Raw genomic sequence first — 11,157 nt, 5'->3', positions numbered from 1 at the left:
GGGTTGATTCATGAATCAACCCTACTATGAATCAACCCTAGTACTAAGGGGGGATCGAAGCTAAAATCCATTTTTAATTTAATTAGGGTCTGCTGAAAAAGTTTTTCCTGGGGGTAGGAGTCAGTAGCCGGTCGTCAGGAGCCGGTCGTTTCAGGCTTTGTTGCCCTTGTTTTTTTTACCAATCGATGTACTATAAGAAGGATAATGCAAGGTTTTTGAAAGTCCCAATCCTATTTTCTTGCACTAACATCGGACTTTAACAGGTCAAAAGCTTTATTTTAAAAGGGTTTTACCATTATTCAGCAAGCCCTAATTATAACCAGCTACTTATTCATCCCATAGGAGAATTTGAGGTCAATTGTACTGCATTTAAACTGGGTAGGGAGCATTTTAATACAAATGTACGGAACTTGGTCACTCCTCACCCTGTTCACTTAAGTTTCAGCGTCGTGATTATAATTAGGGAATGATAGAAATTCTTAGGCAATAGGATCACATCAGTGTTGATAAATCATCTTTTCTTCGGCGCTTTCCTACCCCTTGATACTCTCCTGTCCACCCAGGGGATTATGGTTATGCTTCTGGCCGCTTATGCTTTAGCCATGTGGATGTTTCTAACTAGCGCCCCAAAAGTTCATACAATCATGGTGACAGATTTGGAGACAGCCCGACAATTTTATGAAGGACTTTTAAATTTACCCACGGCCGATGTCCCCCTCCATTACTATTACAATTATGAGCAGACGATGGGCAATAATATGATTGACCCATTTTATATGTCTAGTAATCCGGCTGTGACTACTGCCAACCCTTCTTTGGGAGATCAACCCCAGGGTTTATGGTATCAGTTAAAGAAAAATACCCAACTGCACATCGTTGCTGGAGCAACCGCGGGTTATAAGGATCGTCATCGTCACGTTTGTTTTGATCACGATTGTTTAGAACAAATTCTGATGCGGGTGGAATCACGACGCTTAAAGTATAAAGTTCGTCGCAATAAACCTTTAAATTTTTTGGTCAAAGATAATGCTGATCGCGTGATTGAAATGGCCGAAGTCTCGAATTAGTTAACGTTAATTAGATTGGGGGCAACTATAACGGTAAATAACTAAACTATGAATGCTCAACTGCTCACAATCGTTTTAATTTCTTTAGGGGTAGGTATTGGTTTGGCCATTCTACTCCTAATTTTAGTCAAGTTAAGACGCTGCAACCAACAGGTAAATAGTATCGTCGATTATCACTCTCTCATCGGTTTAATCGGAGTTGTTCAAATCCCCTTCGATAAAAATAGCAAGGGGAAAGTGCGAGTTAATGTCGGGGATAGTCTGATCGATATAGTAGCGATAACGGAAGGGGAAGAACAATTTAATGTCGGGGATCAAGCATTTATCCTCAATTTCCAGGACAATAAAGTTTTAGTCATTGCGGAAAAGTATATCAGAGGCGATTTGTAATTTCTTCTAAACCAAAGGGTAACTAACTATGAATAGTCAAAATAATTCCTATCTCATCCAAATCAATCCCAATCAAGACGACAACAATCACAACAACAGTGCTGGTAATTTATTGTTGAATAGTGTTCCCATTGCTTTATTGATATTTCTGGGGATTGGTGCGATTTGGTTTATCAATGCTTTTTTGTGTATTTGCAAACCCAATGAAGTAGTAATCCTGAGTGGGATGAAACGCAAATCAAAAGATAGACAAGATGCAGGTTATCGAGTGATATCGGGGGGTCGGGCGATTCGTATTCCAATTTTAGAAACCGTTAAACGCATGGATGTCACCACAACCCCGATCAGAATTGAGATTAAAAATGCCTATTCTAAGGGCAATATTCCCCTGAATATCGTGGCAATTGCTAACGTGAAAGTTAGTTCTAAACCTGAAATAGTCGGCAATGCGATCGAACGTTTTTTAGATCGAGATCGAGAAGAAATTATTCGCGTAGCTAAAGAAACTTTAGAAGGAAACTTGCGGGGTGTAGTCGCAACAATGACCCCAGAACAAGTGAACGAAGATCGCCTAAAATTTGCCGAAAGTATTACCAGTAACGTCAGTCAAGATCTGTTTAAACTCGGTTTAGAAATTGATACTCTCAAAATTCAAAATGTTGCCGATGACGTGGATTATCTTAACTCCCTCGGACGGGAAAGAATCGCTTTAGTCATGCGTGATGCTGAAATTGCTGAATCAAATGCACTCAATGAAGCTGAACAAATAGTCGCGGAATGTGAGGAACAGGCAACCGTGGCTAAAACCCGCGATCAAATTATCATTTTAGAGCAAGAAAACGAATTGAGAAAGTTAAAGGCAAAACTGGAACAACAGGCAAAATCGGAAGAAGAAATAACTATCGCCGCCGCTAAGGAAAAACGTGCTATAGTTGAGGAAAAATTGCAACAGGTCAGAGCAGAATTAGAAAGATTACGTCTCCAAGCAGATCAAGTTTTACCCGCAGAAGCGCAGCAGGAAGCCGAAACTTTCCGCGCTAGAGGAGAAGCGGCAATTTTTGAAGAAAATGCCAAAGCTGAAGCCTTGGTTAACGAATTATTCGCGGAAGTCTGGCAAAATACCGGCAGCGAAGCAGAGGCAATTTTCTTGATTCAACAGTTAGAAACTATCCTAGAAGAAGCGATCAAAATTCCTAAACGCTTACACCTCGAGCGAGTTAATATTGTTGATAATGGTGATGGTAAATCCCTTGCTACCCTGATTAAAGTCTATCCCGAAATCGTCAATCAATTCCTCGCCAGTGTCCATCAAACCCTCGGTATTGATGTGGTCGGAACTCTCACCAATAAAATTGAAAAATAGCAGTCAGAAAACATACTAGCCTGATTTTATTGAGTACGGAAGTTATCGATTTATTCCTGCCAATAAATTGTCTTATATTCTGCTTCCTTGCTCCAGTATTGCAGGAATAATAAATGGCGGATAACCTGTTCTAAAAGACTGGCTACAGCATTTTTCTTTTCTTTGCCCAAATCCTCTAATTCCTCGATTAAATGTTCTAAGTCTAGCTGTTGAAATTGATGATTTCTGAGTAGGCTAATGGTTTCTCCTAGCCATTGAGAGTCATCAATCTCATAGAGTTGTTTTAATGCGTGAACACCTAGCATAATTGATTGTCTCCATCTTAGAGCAGTGCCATGGTGAGTAAATTTGTAGATAATAATCTTCTCGATTAACTCGATAACATTTCTTTGATTGTTAGGGTCAACAACCTGTTGGTGGGTTTGCTCAATCAAGGATTGAACTTGTTTTGGTGCTTTTTTTGCGCCGATGAGGATAAACTGGAGGATACTGATCCCAAGAGATGATAGATGAGATAACTTTAGATTAGTGCTTATTATTCTCCCCAACATCTCTTCTTCCCTTCTTTTAATTTTCCTTGGTGATCTTCCACATTTCTTAAATAATTTGAACAATCACATCTCTCGATGAATGCTCAAAAAATGCCTCGTCTCTGTGGGCTAAAAATTCAGGCAATTACTCCCTATTCTCTCGCTTGGTCGCACCAGCGATCGCTGGTGGAGGCGAGAATTGCTAATCCTGACTTACCCGATGTGCTGCTGCTGCTGGAACATCCCCCCGTTTACACCCTCGGTACTGGTTCAGATATTAAGTTTATTAAATTTAATCTTGACAAAACCGACAAAGAAGTGTACCGAATCGAGCGAGGAGGCGAAGTCACCTATCACTGTCCGGGGCAGTTAGTGGGCTATCCGATCCTCAATTTGCGCTATTATCGGCAGGATTTACACTGGTATTTGCGACAATTGGAAGAAGTCATCCTGCAAACTATCGCTATTTATGGATTGTCGGGGGAAAGAATCGCGGGCCTGACGGGGGTATGGGTAGAAGGGTATAAAATAGCGGCGATCGGTATTAAAGTTAGTCATTGGATTACCTATCATGGTTTTGCCATCAATGTTTGTCCAGATTTAAGCGGTTTTGCCGAGATTATTCCCTGTGGGATTGCTAATAAACCCGTGGGCAGTTTACGGCAGTTTCTGCCTAATATTAGTCTTATGCAAGTACAGCAAGATTTATCGAGAGTTTTCGCCTCAGTTTTCGGTGTGGAATTATTTTCTCTTGACAAGGATTAACATGAGCGATCGCAAAGACCCAGAAAAACTCGCCGCGGAAAATAGGGACGATAACCCCGAAAATAACGGTAAAACCAGTTTATCGCCCCCCGATGCTTCTGAATACGTCTCCTCTTTATCTTCGCGTAATCCCGTGCGTCAGCGCATCCTACTATTAAAAGATCTTCGACCGGGTAATGCGGGGTTACTACTGGCCCCCCTGATGGTGATGACCATCGGCCTGGTCTTTAGCTGGGACTGGTTAGGCTTTTCTGGGGCGATAGTAGCGATATTAATATCTTTACAGGTGATTTTGCCCTCTATTCGCCAGTGGATCGCCCATTATCTCACTCCCTCTGAACGTCAGACGGTTTTTGCCTTTATAGTTTTTATAGCTGCTCTGGCCGGATTAGGGAAATATTTAGGAGTTTACGGGCGAATATTGCGATGGTTAGAGAGTTTTAAATACGATGAGTTTGGTTCCTGGGCCGAGTGGGTGGGGGCCTTGGGACAGATTATGATCGCCGTGTTAGCCGTCTATGTGGCCTGGGAACAGTACGTTATTTCTAAGGATTTAACCATACAGCAAAATCGCATTACCCAACAACAGACGATCGATTCCTATTTTCAGGGCATTTCCGATCTAGCCTTGGATGAGGAGGGATTTTTAGAAGATTGGCCCCAGGAAAGAGCGATCGCAGAAGGTCGCACCGCTTCCATCCTCAGCAGTGTCGATGCCTCTGGAAAAGCGAAAATACTGCGTTTTTTGAGTCAATCGCGGCTATTATCACCGATTAAACGCGATCGTTATCTAGGCAGACCGATTCTAGACGGGGAAGGGGGTTATGCGGAGGATCGAGAGTTCGGTACAAGAGTAGTACAATTGGGGGTAATGTTAGCGGGGGCCGACATTTCTGGGCAGGATTTGCGCTGGACGGATTTAAGCGAAGCGAATATGGTGCGGGCCGATTTAAGTTATAGCGATTTGGTGAAAGCAAATGTATCGCGGACAATTCTCTACGAAGCTAATTTAAGAGGGGCAGATATGAAAGGGATGCGTTTATTTTATGGTTCCCTAGAAAATGCTACCCCCCGCAGTCGTACCGTTCCCCCCAATTATGACAGCGGAGAACACACGGGAGCAGTGGTAGAAAATGTCAATTTTACCGGGGTGAAAAATATGAGCGAGGAACAACGTCACTATTGTTGTCGTTGGTGTGGGGAAAAGTCGCGGGCAACTATTCCGGGGGGATGTGCTGATATTGCCAATCTTTTAGGTCGATAAGGGGACTCCGGTCAAAATCAAAAATTGTCGTGGTTGGTTAGGAGTCAGTAGTCAGCTTCTGAAGGCAAGGGGCAACAGTGAAAACTCACATCTGATCACTGATCACTGAATTGGAGTCTCGACTAGGAAATTAATTTTGCCAGACTACTTATCCGCTCCCCGATCTTTGGGAGGAATAATGGTTCTTTTGGGAATAATAGCCGAGACCTTATGGGCAAGGTCGGATTTAAACAGAAAACCACTGTAAGCTTGTAAACCGTGTTCGCTCAGATCCAGTCCTCTCAATTCTGCTTCCGTCGATACCCTTAAACCGACGAAAAAATCGATCGCCTTCCATGCTGACCAACTGACAATTACAGTGTAAAGACTAACTGCCGCACAGCCCAAAAGTTGCACGAATACCTGTTTAATTGCCGGTAATCCTCCCCCCAACAGTAATCCCCTCACCGGTCCCTGGGTATAAAAATTAGCCTCGATACCGGCGGCAAATAAAGCTACCGCAAAAGTTCCCCACAAACCACAGACTAGATGTACCGATAGCGCCCCAACCGGATCGTCAATCTGGAGGCGATCGAAGAAATCGACGCTCAAAACCACTAAAATACCGCTGATCATGCCGATAATTGCCGCCCAACCGATCTGTACATAGGGACAGGCAGCGGTAATGGCCACCAAACCACCGAGAATGCCATTGATAATCACCGAGAGGTCTGGTTTACCGAAATAGCGCCAAGCGGTTAGGGTTGCGGCGATGCCGCCGGTGGCCGCCGACATATTAGTGTTGAGGAGGATGCGGGAAATAGCCTCGGGTTCCATCGCCAGGGTGGAACCGGGGTTAAAACCAAACCAACCTAACCAGAGGATAAAACAGCCGAGGGTAGAGAGGGTGAGATTGTGACCGGGTAGTGCCATGGAATTACTGCCTTGATATTTGCCCAGACGCGGCCCCAATAACACTGCCCCGACGAGAGAGGCCCAACCACCGACCGTGTGTACTACCGTAGAACCGGCAAAATCCCAAAAATTGAGCCGCGCTAACCAACCTCCTCCCCAAATCCAGTGACCGGTGATCGGGTAGATAAAAGCCACTAATAGCAGACTAAACAGGAAAAAAGCCAGAAATTTGATTCTTTCGGCCACTGCCCCCGAAACAATCGTGGCCGCAGTGCCGGCAAAGACTAATTGAAAGAAAAATTTAGCCTGTAGAGGTATGCCCGCCCAAGAAAGGGAGGGAAAGATGCCAAGATAGTTGAGACCAGTATTGGGGCTATTATCGGCTCCTAGCACAAAAAAACCGCTAAGACCGACAAAACCGTTACCTTGACTAAACATTAAGCCGAAACCAAAAGACCAAAAAGCGATCGTTGTCAAGGCAAAAACAATTAAGTTTTTGGTTAAGATATTAACGGTATTTTTCGAGCGGCAAAAACCAGACTCTAGCATGGCAAAGCCGGCATTCATAAAAAAGACAAGGCAAGCGGTGAAAATTACCCATAAAGTATCGATTTTCACCCTTAATTCTCGGTATAAAGCCTCGCTATTGTCGCTAGTTGCCGTCTGGGCCACGCTAATTTCTGCTATCACGAGAATTAACAGAATGGCTAAACAGGCGATCGTGGGTATAATTATGGGTGTATTAAGATGATAAGCTGTCTTTTTTGTCATTAAATTGGGAGGTGCTTGCCAAAAATTGATCGATTAGCTAATTAGATTACTCTATTACAGCCTTTCTCGTAAAGGTGAAGCACAGACCAATCGTCGATAATCAAGTATTTCAGATGCAAGAACCAACCTCATGTATCTGAGAAACGCTGTAATTTGCTCATGAAAATATTATCACCCACAACAACCCCCCCCTTTTAATTTACTCGGTATCGGTCAACGCGGCGTGGGTAAAACCGTTTTTTTAGCGGGTGGTTACGCCCAATTTCGTGCTGATTCACCGACAAAATCCGCTCCCGATATTCAGAAACTATCGGGATGAGTTAAGCAAAAATCCGCAAGATCTGGATTGTTTCTCCCCGCTTCCCGCTTCCCATTCTCCTAATAATACCTTTTAAACAGGATTTAGTATTACCCGCCCTTTTAGGGAAAGCGGAATTAAGGAAAGCGCCCTCAAGTTGTTACAAAAAGCCGGAGAAATTGCCGCCCAAGAACAAAAAGTAGAAATTCGCAATCTGGCTAATTTGACGGTTAGCCCTCTCTGACTCTTATGATTAGAATATCTCCTCATCGGCAAGCAGGGTGCTATAATCAGTGGTATTCATGGCCAATAATTCCCGCAAACTTATGAATCAAAAAGTCTTTATTCTTGCCACTGCTTCCGCTAGTTTATTAGCCCTAGCAGTTACCACTAACTCCGTACAAGCTGCCCCAGAGTCCTTTCATCCTAGTTTCAACACCGAGAACTTAGGTGACATGATTATCGCCAAGACAACTGGGGAAGAAAATCCGATTTTTCGTCATCTTAATTGTAGTTGTGCCACCTGCACGCAATCCCTTAATTCCTCACTCAATTGATAATTTTCCACCCCAACGATCCTGGGGGATAAAAGTTCGCTCTAGATTAATTTTTGCCACGGGTTCTGTGAGGGTAAATTCTCCCGATTCGATCAGTGCTTTTAATTCTAAAGCGGCTTCCCGGGCCAAGGAAATACTGGCCAAAGGAGCCACCTTAACACTTTTTCCCTCGATCATAATCCGACCGCTTTTTAGTTTAGCGTAGGTGATTAAACCAAAGGTAGGACGGACTCGCCGGGGAATGGAAAAATCCACCACTGGAGCGACAATTTCCTCATCTTTTACCGCACAATGTCGAACTATTTCCTCGCTTAAAATTGGAATCGGTACTGCTACCCCTAACATTAAAGAAGCCCCATAATTTTTGAAATAACAACCCCGCACCCAGCGAGCATTCATTTGTTTAGCATCACCAATTAAGGCTAAGGTGGAAGCCGGTCCAATAGGAGTTCGATTTTGTAGGCGTTTTTGCAGGGGAAAATGTTGGGTTCCTTCCCAGGCAATATAACCGATTCCTCCTCCCAAAAAAAGGCGCGTACCGATGCCTATAGCCTCTAAATCTGGGTCATTTAACAGGGGAGAAATTGCCCCGGGGTTAGAATAAACCGCATTACCTAATCGCGGCTGTAGTGGTCCCAAATAAGTATATAAAGTCCGCTCTCCCCCATTGACTCCGACGATAAAATTCTGGTAGAGATTGCGAGGATTAAAAAGATAAAATTGATTGATAGTCTCCTTAGAAATAATCGTTTCAAAAGAAGTGCGAGGATAACAATCAGTGGCCTGGCCGACAGCGCGCAATTGAATCGATTTTCCAGCGATTAAATCCTCAATAATATGTCCGCCGCCCCTTTCGGGATTTTCTCCCTCTAAATTCTCATTTTTGGCCGCTAGATCACTAATAGCGCTGGCTCCTAAATATAAATCCACCGCCCCAAAACCAGCATAAGCAGGAATCCCATCTAACCAACATTGACGAATTTTTATCGGCGGATCCGTCTGACCTAAATTAATAATTGCCCCCGAAGATTCCATCGGTTCAAAAGTTCCCGTACAAACCACATCTACTTGGGAAAAAACCTCCTTAATTCCCATCTCGCTCACGCGGCTTTTTAATTCCTCTACTGTCCAGACTACAGCCGTTTTTTTAGCAATTTTGTCGTTGATTTCAGCGATTGTTCTCATAATAAGTAGCTGGTTATAATTAAATTGAAGATGGCTCCCCCCTTAATCCCCCCTTAATAAGGGGGGTGCCGATCCCCCCTTAATCCCCCCTTAATAAGGGGGGCATCTGAAAGTTTTCAACACCTACCTACTTAAAAATTGGCAAGATGGGGGTTAGGGAGCTTTTTGCTGTTGTCAGTAAACAGTTATCGAAAATTTGGGTTTTAAGTGAGTGGTATTAACTCAGCAGTATTAAATGGCCGTAACAATGCTGTCTTTTCACTGATTACTGATTACTGATTACTGATGACTGATCACTGTTATAAGATAAAAAAGGGAAAATTTACGATCGAAGCTTTTCTATGACAGTTACACCCGTTCCGGCCTCCTTTAATCCTGTTTCTGGTCTAGTTAACCGTATTCTCGGCATAAAACCGCTTTTTGACATCGCTCGCTATCAGGCCCGCAATATGATGATTAAAAGAGCCGAAAAACTAGGCGTACCTTGGCGGGAAACCGTCAAACAATGGCAGCAACGGGATTGGAGTCGGGAACTGCAAGCGGTAGAAAATCCCGATCTCGTCTATCCCGAATACTACGTTTGTTCTTTCCACGCTTACGAAAAGGGCAATTTAGACTGGTTGCCAGCTTTTGAGGTAGAATCTGCCGCCTATGCTGTTCATTCTACCATCTGGCCCGGGGCGGGGATTGACGGCGATCCGCGATTGCGGCGGGAATATCACCGGATATTAAAAGAGCAAATCAAGGCAGAAATTAACGATATTGTCGATTTAGGCTGTAGTGTCGGCATGAGCAGCTTCGCACTGCAAGATACTTATCCTCAAGCCCGGGTAACTGGGTTGGATCTCTCTCCCTACTATTTAGCCGTTGCTCAATACCAGGCTCAACAAAAACAAAAGACGATTCAATGGCAACACGCGGCTGCGGAAAAAACTCAATTACCCAGTCAGTCCTACGATCTGGTATCTTCGTTTTTAATGTTCCACGAACTACCCCAACAGGCTACTAGAGAAATTTTCGCCGAAGCGCGTCGTTTATTGCGATCGGGGGGTTATTTGACGCTGATGGATATGAATCCGCGCTCGGAAATTTATCGAAAAATGCCCCCTTATGTCCTCACCTTACTCAAGAGTACCGAACCCTATCTCGATCAATATTTTACTCTCGATATCGAACAGGCATTAGTTGAAGCGGGGTTTCAAGCACCGATCATTACCCCCACCAGTCCCCGACATCGGGCGATTGTTGCGCGGGTTTCCGAATCATAATTTTGAGGTAATCAATGAAGATAATTTTTCGTCAAAGCTGGACAAAGATATTAACTATTGTCCCTCTCTTCCTGTTAATTTTTGCCAGCAAAACCCTTGCCCATCATGCCATGGCAGGGCAAACTCCCGATAATTTTTGGAACGGATTTTTATCGGGTTTAGCTCACCCAATTATCGGTTTAGATCATTTAGCTTTTGTGGTGGCTAGTGGTTTAATTGCTGTGGGGATGGAACAGGGTTTATTAATTCCGCTCGCTTTTGCGATTGCCACTTTAATCGGCACAGGTATTCATTTACAGGGAATAAATTTACTTTTTCCTGAAGGGATTGTTGCCCTTTCTGTGGTAATTTTTGGCGTGGTTTTAACCCTGAAAAAAGGGTTACAAACTCATTCTAATCTCTATACGATCGCTCTGGCAACTCTGGCAATGATTGCGGGAATTTTCCACGGTTATGCCTACGGAGAATCAATTATCGGGGCGCGAGTTGCCGCTTTAGTTGCCTATTTAATCGGTTTTACCGTCATCCAATTAGCGATCGCATCTGGTGCTTTTTTCCTTGGCAGTGTCATTAAGGAAAAATTAGCCAAGCAAGCGACTCTAATTAGTAAGTTCATCGGATTGGCAATTATGGCGATCGGTACAACTTTTTTAGTGGGAATTAAGTAGGGTCTGCTGAAAAAGTTTGTTGGTGGGGGCAGGGTGTGGGGTGTGGGGTGTGGGGTGTAGGGTTTTACCGATTTTGAGGTAGTCAGTTACCTAATTTTCAGGGAAAAAGTACCTGAATTTTACCCCCGATCCCTCCA

At 43.7% G+C, this 11,157-nt stretch carries 10 protein-coding genes and 2 pseudogenes; 8 read left to right on the top strand and 4 right to left on the bottom strand.

Annotated elements, in window-relative coordinates:
* Nucleotides 1-500: 500 nt before the first annotated feature.
* From O9290_RS14130 to O9290_RS14120, 3 genes are read left to right on the top strand one after another with little or no spacing between them, the layout of a single operon-like run.
* The gene (locus tag O9290_RS14130) at nt 501-1,067 is read left to right on the top strand and encodes a hypothetical protein (RefSeq protein WP_002784990.1); all 567 of its coding nucleotides are present in this window, start codon (nt 501-503) and stop codon (nt 1,065-1,067) included.
* A gap of 48 nt (nt 1,068-1,115) precedes the next feature.
* On the top strand, nt 1,116-1,457 hold the full coding sequence (locus O9290_RS14125; RefSeq protein WP_002757816.1) for a hypothetical protein: 342 nt from the start codon (nt 1,116-1,118) through the stop codon (nt 1,455-1,457).
* 28 nt (nt 1,458-1,485) lie between these two features.
* A complete protein-coding gene (locus O9290_RS14120; protein ID WP_002757817.1) occupies nt 1,486-2,820 on the top strand; it encodes a flotillin family protein in 1,335 nt (444 codons plus the stop codon).
* Nucleotides 2,821-2,873: 53 nt separating this feature from the next.
* On the opposite strand, the pseudogene O9290_RS14115 reads toward O9290_RS14120, so the two are convergent.
* Both O9290_RS14115 and O9290_RS14110 read right to left on the bottom strand, forming a co-directional pair.
* Nucleotides 2,874-3,125 (bottom strand): annotated as a pseudogene (locus tag O9290_RS14115) (DUF29 domain-containing protein); the annotation flags it as partial.
* Nucleotides 3,126-3,170: 45 nt separating this feature from the next.
* Nucleotides 3,171-3,371 (bottom strand): annotated as a pseudogene (locus tag O9290_RS14110) (DUF2887 domain-containing protein); the annotation flags it as partial.
* Nucleotides 3,372-3,446: 75 nt separating this feature from the next.
* Here O9290_RS14110 and lipB point away from each other — a divergent pair.
* Together lipB and O9290_RS14100 are read left to right on the top strand one after the other, a co-directional pair.
* Nucleotides 3,447-4,115 carry a lipoyl(octanoyl) transferase LipB gene (gene lipB / locus O9290_RS14105; RefSeq protein WP_002757819.1) on the top strand — a complete coding sequence of 223 codons (669 nt, stop codon included), beginning with the start codon at nt 3,447-3,449 and terminating at the stop codon, nt 4,113-4,115.
* Between the two features lies 1 nt (nt 4,116).
* Nucleotides 4,117-5,379, top strand: coding sequence for a pentapeptide repeat-containing protein (locus tag O9290_RS14100; RefSeq protein WP_002757820.1), 1,263 nt, complete (start codon nt 4,117-4,119; stop codon nt 5,377-5,379).
* Between the two features lie 144 nt (nt 5,380-5,523).
* On the opposite strand, the gene O9290_RS14095 is transcribed toward O9290_RS14100, so the two are convergent.
* A complete protein-coding gene (locus O9290_RS14095; RefSeq protein WP_002757821.1) occupies nt 5,524-7,044 on the bottom strand; it encodes an ammonium transporter in 1,521 nt (506 codons plus the stop codon).
* A gap of 624 nt (nt 7,045-7,668) precedes the next feature.
* Between O9290_RS14095 and O9290_RS14090 the strand changes: the two genes are divergently transcribed.
* On the top strand, nt 7,669-7,899 hold the full coding sequence (locus tag O9290_RS14090; RefSeq protein WP_043998916.1) for a hypothetical protein: 231 nt from the start codon (nt 7,669-7,671) through the stop codon (nt 7,897-7,899).
* Here O9290_RS14090 and O9290_RS14085 read toward each other — a convergent pair.
* Entirely contained in the window at nt 7,888-9,084 is a 1,197-nt protein-coding gene (locus O9290_RS14085) for a homocysteine biosynthesis protein (protein WP_002757823.1), read from the bottom strand. The genes O9290_RS14090 and O9290_RS14085 overlap by 12 nt on opposite strands.
* 341 nt (nt 9,085-9,425) lie before the next feature.
* Between O9290_RS14085 and O9290_RS14080 the strand changes: the two genes are divergently transcribed.
* Both O9290_RS14080 and O9290_RS14075 read left to right on the top strand, forming a co-directional pair.
* Nucleotides 9,426-10,352 carry a class I SAM-dependent methyltransferase gene (locus tag O9290_RS14080; protein WP_159251428.1) on the top strand — a complete coding sequence of 309 codons (927 nt, stop codon included), beginning with the start codon at nt 9,426-9,428 and terminating at the stop codon, nt 10,350-10,352.
* Between the two features lie 14 nt (nt 10,353-10,366).
* Nucleotides 10,367-11,020 carry a HupE/UreJ family protein gene (locus O9290_RS14075; protein WP_002757827.1) on the top strand — a complete coding sequence of 218 codons (654 nt, stop codon included), beginning with the start codon at nt 10,367-10,369 and terminating at the stop codon, nt 11,018-11,020.
* The last annotated feature ends 137 nt before the right edge of the window (nt 11,021-11,157 follow it).

Origin of the sequence: Microcystis sp. LE19-41.2A, assembly GCF_027530405.1 — a bacterium.
GTDB lineage: Bacteria > Cyanobacteriota > Cyanobacteriia > Cyanobacteriales > Microcystaceae > Microcystis > Microcystis aeruginosa.
Note: the sequence above shows the minus strand (reverse complement) of the source record. Positions and strands in the feature narration are given on the sequence as shown.

What these genes read in the sequence shown, in the direction of transcription:
- O9290_RS14125 (WP_002757816.1), top strand. Translation starts at nt 1,116, where the DNA reads ATGAATGCTCAACTGCTCACAATCGTTTTAATTTCTTTAGGGGTAGGT.
- O9290_RS14120 (WP_002757817.1), top strand. Translation starts at nt 1,486, where the DNA reads ATGAATAGTCAAAATAATTCCTATCTCATCCAAATCAATCCCAATCAA.
- lipB (WP_002757819.1), top strand. Translation starts at nt 3,447, where the DNA reads ATGAATGCTCAAAAAATGCCTCGTCTCTGTGGGCTAAAAATTCAGGCA.
- O9290_RS14100 (WP_002757820.1), top strand. Translation starts at nt 4,117, where the DNA reads ATGAGCGATCGCAAAGACCCAGAAAAACTCGCCGCGGAAAATAGGGAC.
- O9290_RS14095 (WP_002757821.1), bottom strand. Translation starts at nt 7,044, where the DNA reads ATGACAAAAAAGACAGCTTATCATCTTAATACACCCATAATTATACCC.
- O9290_RS14090 (WP_043998916.1), top strand. Translation starts at nt 7,669, where the DNA reads ATGAATCAAAAAGTCTTTATTCTTGCCACTGCTTCCGCTAGTTTATTA.
- O9290_RS14085 (WP_002757823.1), bottom strand. Translation starts at nt 9,084, where the DNA reads ATGAGAACAATCGCTGAAATCAACGACAAAATTGCTAAAAAAACGGCT.
- O9290_RS14080 (WP_159251428.1), top strand. Translation starts at nt 9,426, where the DNA reads ATGACAGTTACACCCGTTCCGGCCTCCTTTAATCCTGTTTCTGGTCTA.
- O9290_RS14075 (WP_002757827.1), top strand. Translation starts at nt 10,367, where the DNA reads ATGAAGATAATTTTTCGTCAAAGCTGGACAAAGATATTAACTATTGTC.